Origin of the sequence: Thauera sp., from assembly GCF_047601425.1 — a bacterium.
Lineage (GTDB): Bacteria > Pseudomonadota > Gammaproteobacteria > Burkholderiales > Rhodocyclaceae > Thauera.
Genome location: NZ_JASGJL010000001.1, coordinates 1,981,423 through 2,000,246, shown reverse-complemented (window position 1 = coordinate 2,000,246; position 18,824 = coordinate 1,981,423). Strand labels below are relative to the sequence as shown.

At 64.5% G+C, this 18,824-nt stretch carries 17 protein-coding genes and 1 tRNA gene; 11 read left to right on the top strand and 7 right to left on the bottom strand.

The window, feature by feature from the left end; all coding sequences use genetic code 11:
- Positions 1-60 precede the first annotated feature (60 nt).
- The gene (gene soxB / locus QM748_RS09850; RefSeq protein ID WP_415246812.1) at positions 61-1,785 is read left to right on the top strand and encodes a thiosulfohydrolase SoxB; all 1,725 of its coding nucleotides are present in this window, start codon (positions 61-63) and stop codon (positions 1,783-1,785) included.
- A gap of 12 nt (positions 1,786-1,797) precedes the next feature.
- Here soxB and QM748_RS09845 read toward each other — a convergent pair whose 3' ends face one another.
- The 7 genes from QM748_RS09845 to QM748_RS09815 form a co-directional block, all read right to left on the bottom strand.
- Entirely contained in the window at positions 1,798-2,064 is a 267-nt protein-coding gene (locus QM748_RS09845; RefSeq protein ID WP_415246811.1) for a DUF4212 domain-containing protein, read from the bottom strand.
- A 56-nt stretch (positions 2,065-2,120) separates the two neighbouring features.
- Positions 2,121-4,172 (bottom strand): elongation factor G, encoded by a 2,052-nt coding sequence (gene fusA / locus QM748_RS09840; RefSeq protein ID WP_415246810.1) that lies wholly within the window; start codon positions 4,170-4,172, stop codon positions 2,121-2,123.
- 97 nt (positions 4,173-4,269) lie between these two features.
- Positions 4,270-5,895: a hypothetical protein gene (locus QM748_RS09835; RefSeq protein ID WP_415246809.1), complete on the bottom strand. Its 1,626-nt coding sequence runs from the start codon at positions 5,893-5,895 to the stop codon at positions 4,270-4,272.
- A gap of 65 nt (positions 5,896-5,960) precedes the next feature.
- Positions 5,961-6,695 (bottom strand): LrgB family protein, encoded by a 735-nt coding sequence (locus QM748_RS09830; RefSeq protein ID WP_415246808.1) that lies wholly within the window; start codon positions 6,693-6,695, stop codon positions 5,961-5,963.
- Complete coding sequence (locus QM748_RS09825) at positions 6,692-7,051, bottom strand: CidA/LrgA family protein (protein WP_415246807.1); 360 nt, start codon at positions 7,049-7,051, stop codon at positions 6,692-6,694. Before QM748_RS09825 ends, QM748_RS09830 begins: the two co-directional genes overlap by 4 nt.
- Positions 7,052-7,079: 28 nt before the next feature.
- Positions 7,080-8,021, bottom strand: coding sequence for a nucleoside recognition family protein (locus QM748_RS09820; protein ID WP_415246806.1), 942 nt, complete (start codon positions 8,019-8,021; stop codon positions 7,080-7,082).
- A 150-nt stretch (positions 8,022-8,171) separates the two neighbouring features.
- Positions 8,172-8,954: a sulfite exporter TauE/SafE family protein gene (locus QM748_RS09815; protein ID WP_415246805.1), complete on the bottom strand. Its 783-nt coding sequence runs from the start codon at positions 8,952-8,954 to the stop codon at positions 8,172-8,174.
- Between the two features lie 271 nt (positions 8,955-9,225).
- On the opposite strand from QM748_RS09815, the gene QM748_RS09810 reads away from it, so the two are divergent.
- The 10 genes from QM748_RS09810 to QM748_RS09765 all read left to right on the top strand — a co-directional run bounded on the left by QM748_RS09810 (position 9,226) and on the right by QM748_RS09765 (position 18,768).
- Positions 9,226-9,301, top strand: a tRNA-Thr gene (locus tag QM748_RS09810).
- Between the two features lie 205 nt (positions 9,302-9,506).
- Positions 9,507-10,274, top strand: a complete 768-nt coding sequence (locus tag QM748_RS09805; protein ID WP_415246804.1) for an SDR family NAD(P)-dependent oxidoreductase — start codon at positions 9,507-9,509, stop codon at positions 10,272-10,274.
- A gap of 171 nt (positions 10,275-10,445) precedes the next feature.
- The gene (locus QM748_RS09800; protein WP_415246803.1) at positions 10,446-12,971 is read left to right on the top strand and encodes a heavy metal translocating P-type ATPase; all 2,526 of its coding nucleotides are present in this window, start codon (positions 10,446-10,448) and stop codon (positions 12,969-12,971) included.
- Between the two features lie 15 nt (positions 12,972-12,986).
- A complete protein-coding gene (gene ccoS / locus QM748_RS09795; RefSeq protein WP_415246802.1) occupies positions 12,987-13,199 on the top strand; it encodes a cbb3-type cytochrome oxidase assembly protein CcoS in 213 nt (70 codons plus the stop codon).
- A 360-nt stretch (positions 13,200-13,559) separates the two neighbouring features.
- The gene (gene ccoN / locus QM748_RS09790; RefSeq protein WP_415246801.1) at positions 13,560-14,990 is read left to right on the top strand and encodes a cytochrome-c oxidase, cbb3-type subunit I; all 1,431 of its coding nucleotides are present in this window, start codon (positions 13,560-13,562) and stop codon (positions 14,988-14,990) included.
- A gap of 16 nt (positions 14,991-15,006) precedes the next feature.
- Positions 15,007-15,642: a cytochrome-c oxidase, cbb3-type subunit II gene (gene ccoO, locus QM748_RS09785; protein ID WP_415246800.1), complete on the top strand. Its 636-nt coding sequence runs from the start codon at positions 15,007-15,009 to the stop codon at positions 15,640-15,642.
- Positions 15,643-15,656: 14 nt separating this feature from the next.
- Complete coding sequence (locus tag QM748_RS09780) at positions 15,657-15,845, top strand: cbb3-type cytochrome oxidase subunit 3 (RefSeq protein WP_415246799.1); 189 nt, start codon at positions 15,657-15,659, stop codon at positions 15,843-15,845.
- The gene (ccoP, locus tag QM748_RS09775; protein WP_415246798.1) at positions 15,838-16,728 is read left to right on the top strand and encodes a cytochrome-c oxidase, cbb3-type subunit III; all 891 of its coding nucleotides are present in this window, start codon (positions 15,838-15,840) and stop codon (positions 16,726-16,728) included. The genes QM748_RS09780 and ccoP overlap by 8 nt, the downstream gene beginning before the upstream one ends.
- Positions 16,729-16,825: 97 nt before the next feature.
- On the top strand, positions 16,826-18,256 hold the full coding sequence (ccoG, locus tag QM748_RS09770; RefSeq protein ID WP_415246797.1) for a cytochrome c oxidase accessory protein CcoG: 1,431 nt from the start codon (positions 16,826-16,828) through the stop codon (positions 18,254-18,256).
- Positions 18,253-18,768: a FixH family protein gene (locus QM748_RS09765; RefSeq protein ID WP_415246796.1), complete on the top strand. Its 516-nt coding sequence runs from the start codon at positions 18,253-18,255 to the stop codon at positions 18,766-18,768. Before ccoG ends, QM748_RS09765 begins: the two co-directional genes overlap by 4 nt.
- Positions 18,769-18,824: the final 56 nt, after the last annotated feature.

The window sequence follows — 18,824 nt, the reverse complement described above, 5'->3', positions numbered from 1 at the left end:
TATCACCGCGCAGGGCCCGAGGCCTCGGCCCCGGGCTTTTTTTTGTCAAAGGAATGAACCATGTCGATGAATCGTCGTGAATTCATGCAGATGCTGGCGGTGGCGGCAGCCGGCGGCATGAGCCTGCATTCGGGTTTCGCGCGCGCGCAGAAGGCCGCCACGGCCCTGTACGAGCTGCCTGCTTTCGGCAATGTCAGCCTGCTGCACATGACCGACTGCCACGCGCAGCTGTTGCCGATCCACTTCCGCGAGCCCAGCGTCAATCTCGGCATCGGCAACATGTCGGGCAAGGTGCCGCACCTCGTCGGCGAGCATTTCCTGAAGCACTTCGGCATCCAGCCCGGCAGCATCGAGGCGCATGCCTTCACCTGCCTGGATTTCGTCGAAGCGGCAAAGATCTACGGCAAGGTCGGCGGTTTTGCCCACCTGGCGACGCTGGTCAAGCAGTTGAAGGCCAGCCGTCCCGGCGCGCTGCTGCTCGACGGCGGCGACACCTGGCAGGGCTCGGGCACCGCGCTGTGGACGAAGGCGCAGGACATGGTCGATGCCTGCAAGCTGCTCGGCGTGGACGTGATGACGCTGCACTGGGAATCGACCTATGGCGCCGAGCGCGTCAAGGAGATCGAGGAGAAGGATTTCGCCGGCCGCATCGACATCGTCGCCCAGAACGTCAAGACCACCGACTTCGAGGATCCGGTCTTCAAGCCCTACGTGATCCGCAACATCAACGGCGTGCCGGTGGCGATCGTCGGCCAGGCCTTCCCCTACACGCCGATCGCCAACCCGCGCTGGATGACGCCTGACTGGAGCTTCGGCATCCAGGAGCAGGGCATGCAGGAGGCGGTCGATGCCGCGCGCGCGGAAGGCGCCCAGGTGGTCGTCGTGCTGTCGCACAACGGCATGGACGTCGATCTCAAGCTGGCCAGCCGCGTCACCGGTATCGACGCCATCTTCGGCGGCCACACCCACGACGGCATGCCGGCGCCGACCGTGGTGGCGAATGCGGGCGGCAAGACCCTGGTCACCAACGCCGGTTCCAACGGCAAGTTCCTCGGCGTGATGGATTTCGATGTCAGGGACGGCAAGGTGGCGGACTTCCGCTACCGGCTGCTGCCGGTGTTCGCCAACCTGCTGCCGGCCGACGCCGAGATGGCCGCCTTCATCGACAAGGTCCGCGCGCCCTTCCTCGAGAAGCTCCGCGAGCCGCTCGCCGTCACCGAAGGCCTGCTGTATCGACGCGGCAATTTCAACGGCTCGTGGGATCAGCTCATCGTCGATGCGCTGATCGCCGAAAAGGATGCCGAGCTGGCCTTCTCGCCCGGCTTCCGCTGGGGTACCTCGCTGCTGCCCGGCGACACCATCACGATGGAACACCTGCTCGACCAGACCGCGATCACCTATCCATGGACCACGCTCACCGAGATGAGCGGCGAGATGATCAAGACAATCCTGGAAGATGTCGCCGACAATCTGTTCAACCCCGATCCCTACTACCAGCAGGGCGGCGACATGGTGCGGGTGGGCGGCCTGCAGTACACCTGCGACCCCACGGCGGCGATGGGGCGGCGCATCGACAACATGACGCTGAAGGGCAAGCGCATCGAGCCGGGCAAGACCTACAAGGTCGCAGGCTGGGCGCCGGTGTCGGAAGAAGCGAGGGATTCCGGCCCCGCCGTGTGGGACGTGGTGGCCAATCATCTGCGTGCGCAGAAGGTCGTCAGCCAGCAGGCGCTGAACCTGCCGGAGCTGAAGGGCATGGACGGCAACCCGGGCGTGATGCTCTGAGCCCGGCCGGCGCTACTGGCGTTCGCCAACGCCGTAGCGCCGGTCGAGACGGCCCATCACGACCACATACACCATGATGATGAGCAGATAGACCACCAGCGAACCCTGGGCAAGGATGTAGAAGCCCAGCGGAAAGCCGAGGAAGTGGAGGGTGTTCAGTTCGTCGGCAAAATAGCCGGCGACGAAGGTCACGACGAACCACACCGCCAGCAGCCCGCAGGTCAGCAGCAGGTTGCGGCGCCAGTAGGCACGTTGTGCGGTGCTCAGTTCCGTCGTCATGTTCGATCAGGCGCCCGCCGCGGCCAGGCCGGCGGCGGGGTTTGCGTCATCACGTTTCAGTGCGTGCCGTTGCCGTTTCCAGCGTGGGCCTGCGCCAGCTGGCTCTGGGTCTCTGCCGGTGCGGCTTCGTAGCCGCCGGCGCTGAGCATGAACTCGCTTTCGCCGGCGCAGATCGCTTTCAAGCGGCTCTCGAAGCCGTCCAGGCTTGCCATCGGCACCCGGGCCGAAATCAGCGTCCAGCCCGCCGTCGGGCTGTCGGTGCTGGTCAGGCGGCCGCGGCGTCCGGCCAGTTCGGCGCTGACGTCGCCGAACAAGGCGTCGGCCACCTTCACCTGCACGTCGAGCAGGGGCTCCAGCACCTGCGGGCGCGCGGCCCGCACCGCTTCGATCAGCGCATGGCGGGCGGCGGTGACGAAGGAGACTTCGTTCGAATCCACTGCATGATGCTTGCCGTCGGTGATCACCACGCGCAGGTCATGGATCGGGAAACCGGCGAAGGCGCCTTCGGCCAGCGCCTGGCGCACGCCTTTTTCCACCGCCGGCATGAAGTGGGTCGGAATCGTGCCGCCCTTGACCTCGTCCGCCAGTTCGATGCCGGCGCCGCGTTCCAGCGGTTCGACGCGCAGCGCGACCTCGCCGAACTGGCCGGCGCCGCCGCTCTGCTTCTTGTGGCGGTAGCGCGCCTCGGCGACCGCGCTGATGGTCTCGCGGTAGGGAATGCTGGGCGGCGCGGTGTCGAGCTGCAGGTTCCAGCGTGCCGCCAGTTCGTCGAGCACGATCTTCAGGTGCTGCTCGCCCAGGCCGCGCACCACGGTGCGGCGGTTGCGATGGTCGAAGCTCACTTCGAGGCAGGGGTCTTCCTCGGTGAGGCGGGCCAGCGCTTCGGACAGCTTCTGCTCGTCGGCCGGCTTGCGCGTCATCAGCGCGAGGCCGAATACCGGCTGTGGATAGGCGGAGGGGGCGAGATGGAAGAAATCCTCGTCGTGCGAGTCGTGCAGCACGGAGTCGCGCGCAAGTTCGTCGACGCGTGCCACGGCGCACAGGTCGCCGGGCACTGCGAGCGGTGTTTCCACTGCGGTCCTGCCCTGCATGCGCAGCAGGTGGGCGACCTTGAAGGGCTTGCGGCCGTCGCCGATGAAGAGCTGCGAACTGGGCGTGATACTGCCCTGATGGACGCGGAACAGGCCGAGTTTGCCGCGATAGGGGTCGTTGGCGATCTGGAACACATGTGCGACCACATGGCGGTCGGCTTCGGGCAGCACGGCGACCGGCTCGGCGCTCGCGCCTTCGCCTTTCAGGAAGGCCGGGGGATTGCCTTCGGTGGGATCGGGTGCGAGCTTGCCGAGGATGTCGAGCAGTTCGCGCACGCCGGCGCCGCTGCGGGCGGAAACGAAGCACACCGGCACCAGATGGCCTTCGCGCAAGGCCTGCTCGAAAGGTACGTGCAACTGCTCGGGGTCGAGCGATTCGCCCTGTTCCAGGTACTTCGCCATCAGCGCTTCGTCGAGTTCGACGATCTGGTTGACGATCGCATCATGTGCTGCGCCGACGCTGGAAAAAGCGGCAGCGGCATCGTTCTGCGGGGCGAAGAAGCAGTCGATGACGCGGCCGCCGTCGGCCGACGGCAGGTTGATCGGCAGGCATTCGCGGCCGAATTCGGCGACGATCGCCTCCATCAGCGCGCCGAAGTCGACGCTGCCTGCGTCGATCTTGTTCACCACGATCATGCGGCACTTGCCCCGCGCCGCCGCCATCATGCGGCGGGCGACGCTCTCCACGCCGGCGGCGGCATCGATGACCACCGCCGCGGTATCGACCGCCGGCAGTGCGACCAGCGCGCGGCCGGCGAGATCGGGCAGGCCCGGGGTGTCGAGCAGGTTGATCCAGTGCCCGGCCCATTCCAGATGCACCAGCGCGGCGTGCAGCGAGTGGCCCATGGCCTTTTCCTGCGGGTCGAAGTCCGACACGGTGTCGCCGCGTTCCACGCTGCCGGCCGTGCCGATCTCGCCTGCAGCGGCGAGCAGGGTCTCGATCAGCGTGGTCTTGCCGCAGCCGGCATGGCCGAACAGGGCGAGGTTGCGAATGTCGTGTACCGAGCTGGGGGTCATCGTGGGCCTCTCGTCTTGTGCAATGGGCACAAGTGTCTGCCAGCACAGCGCCGAAGACAATGCGAAAGGTTAACGCATGGTGCGTGATCCGCAGCAATCACGCGCTGCGCAGCCCCAGCAGCCGCGCCAGCAGGATGGCGCCGAGCGGCAGCAGCAGGCCGACCAGGGTCACGGTGACGAGCAGGGCGCCCAGCTGGCTGTAGTCGGCGGGTGTGGTGACGACGCCGGTGGCGGCGTCCTTCACTTCGCGGGTGATGGTGAAGATCTGGTTCAAGTACTTGGTGCCGAGCTGCGAGGCCGACAGCGCCAGGTTGGTGAAGGAGGCCATCACGGCGAAGAAGGTCGCCTTCAGGTGGGGCGGCGCGGAATTGGCGATCCAGGCCAGCATCGGCACCATCGACACCTGGCCGAGCGGGGATTCGAGCGCGGTGTTGGCGAGGGCGATGAAGCGTGCGTCGACCACGCCGCCGGTATGGGCGGCGGTCCATTCGTGCAGGCCGTGGAACATGCCGATGGCGGGCAGCATCAGCAGGGCCGAGGCGAGCGTCAGGAAGATGACGATGTTGACGATGGTCTTTTCCGCCATGAAGCGGCGGAACAGGAACAGCCCGGCCAGCGTCAGGGTGCTGACGAGCAGGTCGAGGCGGGACAGGAAGCTCTGGTCGAAACCGAGCTCGTCGATCATCCACCAGGTCATGCCGGCGCCGGGCAGCGGCAGGGCGCGGAAGGCGAAGATGACGATCACGGTGCCGAGCAGCGTGCGCGCGGCTTCGGGCGACAGTTCGCGCAGCAGGCGGTGGATCATGAAGCCGATGATCGCGAAGGAGGCGGTGAAGATGAGCTCCTGGGCGTATTCGAAGCCGGACAGGCCGACGCCGATGGTCAGCGCGACGAAGGCGGCGCTGCCGCCCAGGATCCACCAGTTGGGCCGGGTCGTTTCTTCGGGGGCGTGCACCAGGCGGTCGATGTCGGTACGGCTGTGGCCGAGTCCGGCCAGCCGGCGCGCTTCGCGGCGCTTCAGAAAGCCGGCCAGCACCACGCCGCTGACCGACAGCAGCGGGATCACGAGCGCCAGTTCGTAGATGCGCAGGTAGATGGCGACCTTGCCGGCTTCGGGCAGGTGCTCCGAGCCCTGGAACATCGTCACGTTGACCAGCGACACCAGTACCGTGCCGCCGATGATGGCGACCCGGCCGAGCATCTGCATCGTGGTGTGCATCAGCCGCACGGTGCCGGCGTCGATCGGCTGGCCGCGTCCGTCGACGCGCGGCACGGCTTCGACCGTCATCGCGTCGGCGACGGCGTCCTGCAGCACGTAGCCGACCGGCGACAGCAGTGTTGACAGCACGAACCAGGCTTCGGCCGGCATCACCGCGCGCATCGCGTCCGGCTTGCCGATCAGGCCGATCATGATCAGCAGGCTGATGGCGATCAGCGTGGCGCCCAGGTAAACCAGCCCGGACTTGTAGCGCCACAGCAGGTTGACCAGGTGGCCGATCGGCATCTTCAGCGCCCACGGGATGTAGGCCCAGAAGGCGAGCGCGGCGAGGAAGGCGGCCGACAGGCCGAGATAGTCCTTGACGAAGAAGGTGCCGACGATGGTGGAGAAGGTCGCCAGGCCCGCCGCGCAATACACCATCAGCGGCGGCAGATAGGAAAGCCGCATTTCACGGCCGAGTTCGAGGATGTTGCGGTCGATCCAGCGGTGGAGGGCGGTCAGCAAGCGGGCTTCCTCTGCGTCGATGTCTTTGATGTCCCGGTGTCGGATGCCGGTGACGTGAGCCGGGGTCAGCGGCCGAACAGCCGTTCCAGCCAGGGCATGATCCAGGGCAGGGACAGCGCGGTCAGCAGTCCGTTCAGTCCCATCGCCAGCGCGGCGAAGGCGCCGGCCTGCTCGCTGACCTGGAAGGCCCGCGCGGTGCCGATGCCGTGCGAGGCGAGGCCGATGGCGAAGCCGCGGATGGCGTGGTCGCCGATGCGCAGCCAGCGGTAGAGGTAGGGGCCGAGGATGGCGCCGAGCACGCCGGTCAGGATCACCATCGCGGCGGCGAGTGCGGGCAGGCCGCCGAGCGGTTCGGCCACCGCCATCGCGATCGGCGTGGTCACGCTCTTGGGCGCGAGCGACATCAGCGTCGGGCGGCCGGCGCCGAGCAGCGCGCCGATGGCGTAGGCCGACAGCGCGGCGGTCAGCGAGCCGACCACCAGCGCGATCATCAGCGGTCCGGCCATCGCCTTCAGCCGCGGCCATTGCGCGTAGAGCGGGATCGCCAGCGCTACCGTCGCCGGGCCGAGCAGGAAATGCACGAACTGGGCACCGTCGAAGTAGGCGCGGTAGTCCATGCCGCTCAGCAGCAGCACCGTGATCACGATCGTGATCGCGATCATCACCGGGTTGGCGAGCGGGTGGAAGCCGACGCGCTTGTACAGCCAGTGCGCAGCCTGATAGGCAACGAGCGTCAGCGTCAGGCCCAGCAGCGGCGAGGCCGACAGATAGACCCAGAGTTCGGTCAGGCGCGGCGTCATGGCCTGGTGTCCCCGGATTTGCGCCGCTTGACCAAGGCATCGAGCACCAGTGCGGTGACGACGATGGCCAGCACCGTGCTGCCGAGCAGCGCGGCGCTCAGCGGCAGCCATTCCGCCGCAATCAGGTCGCGGTAGAGCATGATGCCGGCGCCGGCGGGAATGAACAGCAGCGATAGGTGCTGCAGCAGGCTGCCTGCGGTCTGGCGCAAGGTGTCGCCCGGGCCGCCGCGCAGCACCAGACCAAGAAACAGCAGCATCATGCCGATCACCGGGCCGGGTATCGGCAGATCCAGGCCGCGCGCGATGATTTCGCCGATCAGCTGGAAGGCGAGCAGCAGGGTGAGGGCAGCGATCATGGGATGTACGGTAGGGAAGAAGAGAGGCTCACGCCGGCAGCAGCACGTGGCCTGCGCTGCGCAGCGCGATGCCGACGATGGCGCCGAGTGCCGCGGGTTTCCATACCCTGGCGACACGCGGTCCGGCCGACATCAGGATGGCGACGCCCGCCACGTCCAGGGGATGAATCAGGAAGCCGGCGCTGGCGTTGAGCAGCGCCACATCGGCGGCGCCGGATTTCAGCATTTCGTCCATCACGCCCATCATCGCCGTGCCGCCGGCGATGTACTTCATCAAGGTCAGCAGGATCAGCGCCGGATCGATGCCGAGCGCGTCCAGCAGCGGCATCAGCGCGGCGGTCAGCGTGTCGATGGCGCCGCTGGTGCGCAGGGCCAGCACCGCGACCAGTGCCAGCACCAGCATCGGAATCGAACCGACCGAGATCTTGAAGGCTTCGGCGCCGGCGCGGTTGATGACGTCGAGCACGCCCTTGGCGTCGTCGGCAACCCGGTGATGCAGGGTTTCGTCGAGCTTGGCTTCGGCTGCCGACAGGCTGCGGCCGAAGCCATGGTAGGTCGCGGCTGCGGCGACGATGCCGCCGACCAGCGAGAGCAGCAGCGCCGGGCCGAAGGACAGGCCCATCGCCGCCATCGGGAAAGTGACGTTGGCCTGCGCCATCGCCATCACCATCGCCAGCGTGGCTGCCAGATGGCGGTCCGAGGCGCCGCGGCTTTCCATCATCGTCAGCGTCGCGATCGGCGCGGCGAAGCTGACGAAGTTGATCTGCAGCGCAGCGAAGACGCCCAGCCCGGTCAGGCCGGCCGGGCGCAGCGGCGGGGCGAGCCGGGCGACCACCCAGTCGAGCACGCCGCGCGCTTCCAGGATGCGCATCAGCGACAGCATTACCACCATGATCGGCAGCAGCACGAACAGCGCCAGTTCCACCGCGGAGCGGCCGGCGTCGAGAATGATCTGGGTCAGGAGTTCCATGTGGCGGGCCCCTGTGCAGGGCTGAGGGGCTTACTCTTCTGGCGCAAGGAGATGGCGATGATAAGGGCTGGTGTTGCAGCGGTTGACGCCAGTGCAGGGAGGGCTGCGGAGCATGCGCACGGGCGCGGCTGGCAGACCGGCAGCCATGTTTCAGAGAGTCTTGCCGAAGTAGTAGATCGTCAGGATGCTGCCGACGCCGATGATGAAGCGCCGCAGCCAGAGCGCCGGCACCTTGCGGGCAACGGCTGCGCCCCAGTAGCCGCCCAAGGTGCCGGTCACGATCATGATGATGGTGTGCGGCCAGGACACCGCGCCGGCAATGACGAAAGTGACCACCGCCACGCTGTAGATGATGGCGGACAGCCAGTTTTTCAGCGCGTTGATCTCGAGGACGTCCTTGAAGCCCTGGATGGCAAGCGCGGCGATCATCAGGATGCCCATGCCTGCGCCGAAGAAGCCGCCGTAGATCGACACCACCAGTTGAAAGACGAAACCGCCCGGGCCGATGTGGTGCTCATCCGCTCCCGCGGGCGCAGGCTTCCAGCGTTTGATCAGCGCCGATATCTGGCTGCTGAAGGCGAACAGCACCGTGGCGGCGAGAAGTAGCCACGGAATCAGGCGGGAGAAGGATTCGTTCGATGTCGCCAGCAGCAGCAGGCCGCCGGCGATGCCGCCGATGAAGGCAACGACCGACAGCATCGGCAGGCTCTTTGAGAAGCGCTTGAGTTCGCGGCGGAAGGCCCAGGCGCCTGCGAGGCTGCCTGGCCACAGCGCGACGGCATTGCTGGCATTGGCAACGACCGGCGGTACGCCGACCGCGAGCAGTGCCGGGAACGAGAAGAATGTGCCGCCGCCGGCGACGGAGTTCACTGCGCCGGCAGCAAAGGCGGCAAGGCCGATGAGGGCGATTTCGAGGAGGTCGAGGCCGGCCATGGAGGAAGGAGCGGAAAAGCAGAGGGCGTGTCAGACGTGCGGGCGCTGGCATGCTGCAGCGTTGGCGCGGCTGCCGGGAGGCATGCCCCCGGCGTCGCGTTCTGATTGGAGCGTGTCTCCTCCTGCCCCGAATTGGTGCGAAGTGTAGTGCAGGCGACCCAAAAAATGAACATGGGCGAAAAAGTTTTTTTCATCGATTTTGCGAGCTTGCAGTCAAAAATCGGGCGATGCTTGAAACTGCCGTGGCGATGGGCTATAGTCCGCGCCCTCAGCCGGCATAGCTCAGTTGGTAGAGCAGCGCATTCGTAATGCGAAGGTCGGGGGTTCGACTCCTCTTGCCGGCACCAGAATCAAGCAAAAGGCCATTCCTTGTGAATGGCCTTTTGCTTTTATGCCATCCCTTTCCGGATGGGTGGATGCTTCTTGGCGTCGTGCGATGCGCGGTTTTCGTGGTGATGGTCGGTCCGAATCTATATTGACGTTAACGTTTAACGTGAACTATGTTTGCAAGTTGATGTTCAGATATTCAGTCCACGGACGGGGAGGTTGGCGATGCAGATCGAAAACGGTGTATTCGTTGTGACTGGCGGTGGCTCGGGCCTCGGCGCAGCGACGGCGCGCATGCTGGTGGGAGCGGGCGGCCGGGTGGTGCTGGCCGACGTCAATCGTGAGGCCGGCGAGGCTCTGGCGGCCGAACTGGGGGCGGCTGCGGCCTTCGTCGTCACCGACGTCACCGACGAAACGAGCGCCAAGGCCGCGATCGATCGTGCGGTAGCGGGTTTTGGGGGCCTGAACGGGCTCGTCAATTGTGCGGGCGTCGCTCCTGCCGAGAAGGTCGTCGGCCGTGAGGCGCCGCACCGGCTGGATTCGTTCGCTCGTACGGTGTCGATCAATCTGATCGGCACTTTCAACATGATCCGGCTGGCGGCCGACGTCATGAGCAAGGCTGCAGCGGACGCTGGCGGCGAGCGTGGGGTCGTCGTCAATACTGCGTCGGTCGCCGCTTTCGACGGGCAGATCGGGCAGGCAGGCTATGCCTCGTCCAAGGCTGGGGTGGTCGGACTGACCTTGCCGGTGGCGCGCGAACTGTCGCGTTTCGGCATCCGGGTCATGGCCATTGCACCGGGCATCATGGAAACGCCGATGCTGATGGGGATGCCGCAGGAAGTGCAGGATTCGCTCGGCAAGATGGTTCCGTTTCCGTCGCGTCTCGGCAAGCCGGCAGAGTTCGCCGGTCTGGTGCGTCACATCATCGAGAACCCATACCTGAATGGCGAGGTGATTCGCCTCGACGGTGCCATCCGCATGGCAGCGAAGTAAGCGCCGGACAGGCTTCCGCCTTCGCCTTGCCTGCCAGTGCTGCGGCTGCGTGTCGCAGCGTGTGGTGCTGCCATGGCCGGGCAGGGGGAAATGTGCTAAAAACGGGCCGCCCCGTTTCAGCCGCCCTTGAAGGATGAGCCCTCCAGAGGCGGCTCCATAGTGTTGTTGCCGATGACTGCCGCCGACCCTTCCGCTGTCTCCCCCCCTGTCCACTCGCCGTCTCCCGCCGCAACCCAGGGCCAGGATGCCGACTGTTATCACTGCGGCCTGCCCGTCCCGCCTGAAACGCAGCACTATGTGCGCATCGATGGCCGCAGCCGGCGGATGTGCTGTGTCGGTTGCGAGGCCGTTGCCCAATCCATCGTCGACAACGGCTTGGTGGATTACTACCGCCACCGTGATGCGATGCCCGAGACGCGGCGCGAGGCGATGCCGGTCGAATTGCAGGAACTCGGCCTGTTCGATCATCCGGATTTCCAGAAGAGTTTCGTCCGCCCGGTGGGCGAGCACGAGCGCGAAGCGTCGCTGATCCTGGAAGGCATCACCTGTGCCGCCTGCGTGTGGCTGAACGAAAAGCACGTCGCCCGCCAGGAAGGGGTGTCCGCCGTCGAGATCAACTACGCGACTCGGCGCGTGCGGGTGCGCTGGGACGAGCGCAGGATCAAGCTGTCCGACATCCTTGGCGCCATCCAGGCGATCGGCTACCGCGCCTATCCCTATGATGCCGAGCGTTCCGAACAGATCGCCGACCGGGAGCGCCGCTCGATGCTGTGGCGGGTGTTCGTCGCCGGTTTCGGCATGATGCAGGTCATGATGTATGCCTTCCCCGTGTACGTGGCGCGGGAGGGCGACATGAGCTGGAACATGGAACTGCTGATGCGCTGGGCGAGCCTGCTGCTGACCCTGCCGGTGGTGCTGTACTCGGCGGCGCCGTTCTTCAAGCGTGCGTTGCGCGACATCCGCTTGCGCCGGCTGGGCATGGACGTGCCGGTGGCGCTGGGAGTGGGCAGCGCCTTCCTCGCCAGCCTGTGGGCAACATTGACTGATGGGCCGGAGGTGTATTTCGACTCGGTGACGATGTTCGTGTTCTTCCTGCTCGGCGGGCGCTACCTGGAGATGGTGGCGCGCCAGAAGGCAGTGCGCGGCGTCGAGGAGCTGGGCAAGGTGCTGCCGTCCTTTGCCGAGCGGCTGGCGGGCTGGCCGGAACAGGTCGCAGGCGAGCGCGTGCCGGCTTCGCAACTGGTGGTGGGCGACGTGCTGCGGGTCCGCCCGGGTGAAGTGATCCCGGCCGACGGCATCGTCGTCGAGGGCGTGGGCGAAGTCAATGAGGCGCTGCTGACCGGAGAGAGCCTGCCGGTCGCCAAGCGGGCCGGCGATCTGCTGACCGGCGGCAGCATCAACGTCTCGTCGCCGCTGCTGTTCCGCGTAGAGCACGTCGGTGATGAGACGAAGCTGGCTGCCATCCGCCGGCTGATGGAGCGGGCGGCGATGGAGAAGCCGCGTGTCGCGACGCAGTCCGACAAGGTGGCGGAATGGTTCATCGTGACGCTGCTGGCGCTGGCCAGCCTGACCGGGATCGCGTGGTACTTCATCGACAGCGAACGGGCCTTGTGGGTGTTCGTGTCGGTGCTGGTGGTTGCCTGCCCGTGCGCCCTGTCGCTGGCGACGCCGACCGCGCTCACCGTGGGCACCGATGCCATGGCGCGCATGGGCGTGCTGGTCACCCGCGGCCATGCCATCGAGACGCTGGCCAATGCCACGCACTTCGTGCTCGACAAGACCGGCACACTGACCTACGGCCGGATGAGGCTGGACGAGGTGCTGCCGCTCGGCGGGCGCGATGCGGCTGGGTTGACTGCGCTGGCTGCGGCAATCGAACAGGGCTCGGAGCATCCAGTGGCCGTAGGCTTGCGGGAGGCAGCGCGGGGGATGCAGCTGCCGTCGGTGCATGCGCTGCAGGCCGAGACCGGGCAGGGCATGCAAGGGGCGCTGAATGGAGAGGCATTCTGGATAGGCCGCCCCCAGTATGTCGCCGGGGCTGCAGGCCTGATGCCGCCGCCTGCGCTCGAATCCTTTGCCGAGCAAGGCGGAACCGTGGTGGCGCTGGCTTCTGCCGCCGGCTGGCAGGGATTGTTCAGGCTGGCCGATACCGTGCGTGCCGAGGCCGGGCCGTTCGTACGGCAGCTTGCCCAGGATGGAATCAAGCTTGGCGTCCTGTCCGGTGACGCGCCGCGCGCGGTCGCCGCGGTCGCTGACGAGCTGGACATTGCCGAGGCGCATGGCGGCATGAGCCCGCAAGGCAAGCAGGGCTGGATCGCAGATCTGCAGAAAACACCCGACGCCGTCGTGGCGATGGTGGGTGACGGCGTCAACGACGCACCGGTGCTGGCCCAGGCCCACGTCTCGGTAGCGATGGGGGGAGGGACGGAGCTGGCCCGCAACCAGGCCGACATCGTCCTGCTCAACGAGAATCTCGGCAGCCTCGGGCGGGCGGTGCTGCTCGCACGCAAGACGCTGCGGATCATCCGCCAGAACCTGTGGTGGTCCTTTGCCTACAACTTCACATCGGTGCCCCTGGCGATGCTCGGCTTGGTCACGCCCTGGATGGCGGGTGTCGGCATGGCCGGCAGTTCGCTGCTGGTGGTGCTGAACGCGATGCGCCTGCAGCGTGTGCCGCGTGCCGGCAACGAAAGATAAGGGGCGGGGTTCGACATGGAAGCAAGCCTGTATCTCCTCATCCCGCTCTCCGTGGTGCTGGTGTTCGTCATTGGTGCGCTGTTCTGGTGGTCCCTGCGCAATGGCCAGTACGATGACCTGGAAGGGCCGGCATATCGTTTGCTGCTCGACGATCGCGACGAGACTCCCAAGGAGGCCGAGACTCCGGAGCACGGAGATGAAAAGGCGGGAAAGGGGCGAGCGAGTTGAAGGAAGTGCGCGCGAGTTAACCTAGGTCGAACTTGCTTTCTCCTCGTTGCGGCACACTTGATTCCGACGGTTTCAGACGGCTGCGCGGCAGGCGCCCGAAACAGGCTTTTTTGTCTCTCTGTTGGGGTTGGGGGTGCGTTGATTCGCACCCTTTTTTTTTGCCTAAGGCCCTTGCTTCCTTGCGCAAGGCGGCATGCAACCGCCACTTGGCTTCCTACTGCTGACACACTGCAATACAATGTTGATCTGTATCAAATTGAGGTCTCGATCCCTGCGTATCCTTCGTCCCGGCCTCGGGGCGTGCGCATCCGGTCGGTTGGCGTGGCTCAATGAGGGGTTTTCAACTAAGAGGTGACTTACATGCAATCGCAAGCGACTTATAACTATAAAGTCGTGCGCCAGTTCTCCATCATGACGGTGGTGTGGGGCATCGTGGGCATGCTGGTCGGCGTCATCGCCGCTGCGCAGCTCGTATGGCCTGAACTGAACGTTCACGAATTCCTGCACTTCGGCAGGCTCCGTCCGCTTCACACCAATGCGGTGATTTTTGCGTTTGGCGGTTGCGCGCTGTTCGCCACGTCCTATTACGTGGTCCAGCGGACCTGTCATACCCGGCTGTTCGCGCCGGGTCTGGCCGCGTTCACGTTCTGGGGCTGGCAGCTGGTCATCGTGCTGGCCGCGATCACCCTGCCGCTGGGTTACACCACGTCGAAGGAGTATGCCGAACTCGAATGGCCGATCGACATCCTGATCGCGATCGTCTGGGTGTCCTACGCAATCGTGTTCTTCGGCACCATCGCCAAGCGCAAGGTTTCGCACATCTACGTCGCGAACTGGTTCTTCGGCGGCTTCATCCTCACCGTCGCGCTGCTGCACATCGTCAATAGCGCCGCAATCCCCATCTCGATGACCAGCATGAAGTCCTATTCCGCCTATGCCGGCGTGCAGGACGCGATGGTCCAGTGGTGGTACGGCCACAACGCGGTGGGCTTCTTCCTGACCGCGGGCTTCCTGGGGATGATGTATTACTTCGTGCCGAAGCAGGCCGACCGTCCGGTGTATTCCTATCGCCTGTCGGTGGTGCACTTCTGGGCGCTGATCTTCACCTACATGTGGGCCGGCCCGCACCACCTGCACTACACCGCGCTGCCCGACTGGACCCAGTCCGTCGGCATGGTGTTCTCGCTGATCCTGCTGGCACCGTCCTGGGGCGGCATGATCAACGGCGTGATGACCCTGTCGGGTGCCTGGCACAAGCTGCGTACCGACCCGATCCTGAAGTTCCTGGTCACCGCGCTGTCGTTCTACGGCATGTCGACCTTCGAAGGTCCGATGATGTCGATCAAGACCGTGAATGCGCTGTCGCACTACACCGACTGGACCGTCGGCCACGTGCACTCCGGTGCGCTGGGCTGGGTGGCAATGATCTCTATCGGCTCGATCTACTTCCTGCTGCCGCGCATGTACGGCAAGACCGAGATGTACAGCGTCAGGCTGATCAACGTCCACTTCTGGATCGCCACCATCGGCATCGTCCTCTACATCGCCTCGATGTGGATCTCGGGTGTGATGCAGGGCCTGATGTGGCGTGCGACCAACGCCGACGGCACGCTGACCTACTCCTTCGTCGAGAGCGTCAAGGCCAGCTATCCGTTCTGGACCATCCGCTTCATCGGTGGCGCACTGTTCCTCACCGGCATGCTGATCATGTTCTACAACATGGTGAAGACCATCGCCGGCCAGAAGGCTTACGAGGCGCCGGTGCTTACGCCTGCGGCCGCTCACGCCTGATCGGAGAACGACAAACATGGCTCAATCGAAACACGAAAAAATCGAGCGCAACGTATTCCTGATGATCGTTCTCACGCTGATGACCGTCAGCGTGGGCGGTCTGGTGGAAATCGTGCCGCTGTTCTTCCAGCACTCGACGACGACGGCAATCGACCAGAAGGGTAATGCGCTCGTGGTCAAGCCCTACGACCCGGTTCGCCTGACTGGCCGCGACATCTACATCCGCGAAGGCTGCTACAACTGCCACTCGCAGATGATCCGTCCGTTCCGCGCCGAAACCGAGCGCTATGGCCACTACTCGGTGGCAGGTGAGTACATCTACGACCACCCGTTCCAGTGGGGCTCCAAGCGTACCGGCCCCGATCTGGCGCGTGTCGGCGGTCGCTATTCCGACGAATGGCAGCGTGCGCACTTGATGAACCCGCGCGACGTGGTGCCTGAGTCGAACATGCCTGCGTTCCCCTGGCTCGATCGTCCGGCCAAGGCCGACGACATCCAGTTGAAGATGCGCGCGCTCAACAAGGTGGGCCTGCACAAGTACAGCGAAGAAGAAATTGCCGCCGCGCCTGCTGCCCTCGAGGGCAAGACCGAACTGGACGCAGTTATTGCGTACCTGCAGGGTCTTGGCACTGCGATTTCGGACTTTAAGTAAGGAACGGGCGCGTCGTGGATATCAATGACCTCAGAAGTGTAATCACCGTCCTTGGCTTTCTGTGTTTCCTGGGCATCGTTGCCTGGGCGTACAGCAAGCACGCCAAGGCGGGATTCGACGAGGCGGCGCGCCTGCCCCTGAGCGATGACGACCTGCCGGCCTCCGAGCGCCGGCAAGACCAAGAGGGAAAAGCAAATGGCTGACTTTATCAGCGGTTTCTGGAACATGTATGTGATGGTCCTCGTGACCCTCTCCATCCTGTTCTGCGTGTTCGTGCTGGCATCGAACATGACCAAGCGCGAGAAGGGACCGGTCGAGCTGCACGGCCACGTGTGGGACGAAACGATCGCCGAGTACAACAATCCGCTGCCGCGCTGGTGGATGTACCTGTTCTGGATCACGATCTTCTTTGCCGTTGCCTACCTGGCGATCTACCCGGGTTTCGGCAACAGCAACCAGAGTCGTGGCCAATGGGCGCAGTACGACGCCGAGATGGCCCAGGCTGAAGAAAAGTATGGTCCGGAGTTTGCCAAGTATCGCGAGATGGACGTGATGGCCGTGGCCGCCGATCAGAAAGCGAACGAGATGGGCAAGCGCCTGTTCCTGACCTACTGTGCCCAATGCCATGGTTCGGCTGCGCAAGGCAACAAGGGTTTCCCCAATCTGACCGATGATGAATGGCAGTGGGGCGGCGATCCCGAGACGATCAAGGCGACCATCACCGGGGGGCGCATGGGCATCATGACGCCCTTCGGCCCGGCCCTGGGTGCGGAAGGTGTCAAGGATGTTGCCAACTACGTGCGTTCGCTGTCGGGTCTGGCACACGACTCGCTGCGCGCCCAGCGCGGCAAGGATGCCTTCGACACCAACTGCGTGGCCTGCCACGGCGCCGATGCCACCGGCAACCCGCTGCTCGGTGCGCCCAACCTGGCCAACAAGGCCTGGTTGTACGGTTCGTCCGAAGCGACCATCATCGAGACCGTGACCCACGGCCGTACCAACCAGATGCCGGCCTTCGGTAAGTTCCTCGGTGAGGACAAGGTCCACCTGCTGACGGCCTATGTGCTGAGCCTGAGCAAGAAGTAACAGTAGTTGCAGTAAAAGCAGTTCCATCCCCGGGAGGAGGGGGTCCTCCCGGGGCTACCAATAAAACAAGAACAAGAAATCATCGGTCAGAGGCACCATGAGCAGCCCATCCCCACAGCCGAAGAAATCGGCCAAGCAGAGTTCTTCCGAATCGAGCGACTCCCTTTACGAAGCTCGCCGCAAACTTTACGTGCGTGCCGTCACCGGCCTGTTCGCCAATTGGCGCTGGGCTCTGGTGTGGATCACGCAGCTAGTTTTCTACGGTTTGCCGTGGCTGACATGGAACGGCCGCCAGGCTGTCCTGTTCCACCTCACCGAACGCAAGTTCTACATCTTTGGCTGGGTGTTCTGGCCGCAGGACGTGCTCTTCCTCGCCCTGCTGCTGATCATTTCTGCCTACGCCTTGTTCTTCTTCACTGCGATCGCCGGCCGCCTGTGGTGTGGTTACGCCTGTCCGCAGACGGTGTACACCGAAATCTTCATGTGGATAGAGCAGAAGATCGAGGGCGACCACAACAAGCGGCAAAAGCTCGATGCTGCGCCGATGAGCGGCGACAAATTGCTCAGGCGGGGGGCCAAGTTCTTCGTCTGGGGTTTGTTCGCGTTGTGGACCGGTTTCACCTTCGTGGCCTATTTCTCGCCGTTGAAGGAACTGCTGGCAGCCGTGCCGCACTTTTCCTTTGGTCCATGGGAACTGTTCTGGATCCTGTTCTATGCCGGTTTCACATACCTGTTCGCAGGTGTGATGCGCGAGCAGGTGTGCAAGTACATGTGCCCCTACGCCCGTTTCCAGGCCGTGATGTTCGATCCGGACACGCTCGTCATCACCTATGACGAAGCGCGTGGCGACCCGCGCGGCACACGGAAGAAGGGAATCGATCCAAGAACGGTCGGCAAAGGGGACTGTATCGACTGTGGCATCTGCGTCCAGGTCTGTCCGACCGGGATCGACATCCGCGAAGGTCTGCAGTACGAGTGCATCGGCTGTGCGGCCTGTATCGACGCCTGTGATCAGGTGATGGACAAGATGCAGTATCCGCGAGGCCTGATCCGCTATTCGACCGAGAATGCATTGAAGAAGGGCTGGGGCAGCAAGGAGATCCTCGGACACGTCTTTCGCCCCCGGACGCTGATTTACGGTTTCGTTCTTGCGGCAATGTGCGTGGGCTTCGTCTTCCTGCTTGCGAATCGGGAGCCGTTGAGGGTCGATGTGATCCGTGACCGCTCCTCGCTGGGGCGCGAGATCGAAGGCGGCATGATCGAAAACGTGTACAACCTGCAGGTGATGAACATGACCGAGCGGACACGCAGTTTCCGCATCGAAGTGTCGGGCCTGGAAGGAGTACATATCGGTACCGCGCAGCAGGTCGAAGTGGCGCCGGCCGCCGCCTATTCGCTGACGACCCAGGTGCTTGTGCCTTACGACCAGGGGCAGCCGGGAGCGAACACGATCGCCTTCCAGATCACCGCGGAAGACGATCCCGGCTTGAGCATCAGAGAAGAAACGACTTTCCTCATTCCAAGATGAACACGACCTTGACCGAGAAGAATCCACCACCGTGGTACAAGCAGGGCTGGCCCTGGTTTCTGATCAGCTTTCCGGCGATTGCCGTCGTCGCCGGGATTGCAACCCTGGTGATCGCCATCAATACCTTCGATGGCATGGTGGTCGATGATTACTACAAGGAAGGGCGTGCGATCGTCCAGACGATGGAGCGTGCCGAGCATGCGAAGGCACTGGGGCTGAGGGCGCACCTCGTCGTGCGTAGCGATTCGATCCGTATCGAGCTCGATGCGCTCGATACGGATAAGCTGCCTGCCAGGCTTCACCTCACCGTTTCGCACCCCACGCGTGGCGGAATGGACCAGGAAATGCTGATCGAAGGTGCCGGCGGTGTTTATCAGGCTGCGCTGGCACCCTTGAGCACCGGGCGCTGGCTGTTTCTGCTGGAGGATGAGGCGCGCAGCTGGCGCATGAGTGGAGCAACCTATATCCCGACAGAGACGGAGATCTGGATCGATCCAGCAGGTTCTTCTTGATGCGTCTATATTGGGAGTGATCCCCAATGGACGTTTGTCTGGAGTAGCGGTTCGCT